The sequence below is a fragment of the Streptomyces sp. BE20 genome (assembly GCF_036322525.1).
Classification (GTDB): domain Bacteria; phylum Actinomycetota; class Actinomycetes; order Streptomycetales; family Streptomycetaceae; genus Kitasatospora.
In genome coordinates this window covers 1-618 of record NZ_JAQYWW010001183.1, presented here as the reverse complement: position 1 = coordinate 618, position 618 = coordinate 1, and the positions used below count along the sequence as shown (strand labels likewise).

At 74.4% G+C, this 618-nt stretch carries 1 protein-coding gene; it reads left to right on the top strand.

The features are described from left to right. A partial coding sequence (locus PUR61_RS37670; RefSeq protein WP_329884156.1) for a ketoacyl-synthetase C-terminal extension domain-containing protein occupies window positions 1-618 on the top strand: 618 nt, incomplete at both ends.

The following is a 618-nucleotide window of genomic DNA, read 5'->3' as shown; positions in this document are numbered from 1 at the left end:
GGTGAAGTCGAACATCGGGCACACCCAGGCGGCGGCCGGCGTGGCCGGGGTGATCAAGTCGGTGCTGGCGATCCGGCACGGTGTGCTGCCGCGCACCCTGCACGTCGACGCGCCGTCCCCGCACGTCGACTGGTCGGACGGTTCGGTCCGGCTGCTGACGGAGGAGCAGGCGTGGCCGGACGCGGGCCGTCCGCGCCGGGTGGGCATCTCGGCGTTCGGCGTCTCCGGGACCAACGCGCACGTCATCGTCGAGCAGGCGCCGGTCGAGGCGGAGACCTCCGAGGTCCGCGAGGGGGAACCGGTCGCCGATCCTGCGGCGGCTGCCGCGACCGCTGCCTCGGTGCCGTCCGTGGTGGTTCCGGCTGTGGTGCCGTCCGTGGTGCCGTTCGTCGTGTCGGCGCGTTCCCCGGAGGCGCTGCGTGAGCAGGCCCTGCGGATCGCCGGGGTGGCCGACGCCGCCCGGACGCGGGGCGGTGGCGGTCTGGTCGACCTGGCCCGCGCCCTGGTCACCACCCGGGCGAGCTTCGAGGAGCGCGCGGTGGTGCTGGGTGATCCGGCTGCGTTGCGTGATCTGGAGGGTGTGGAGGTCGTTCGCGGTACTGCGCAGGCTGGTGGGCT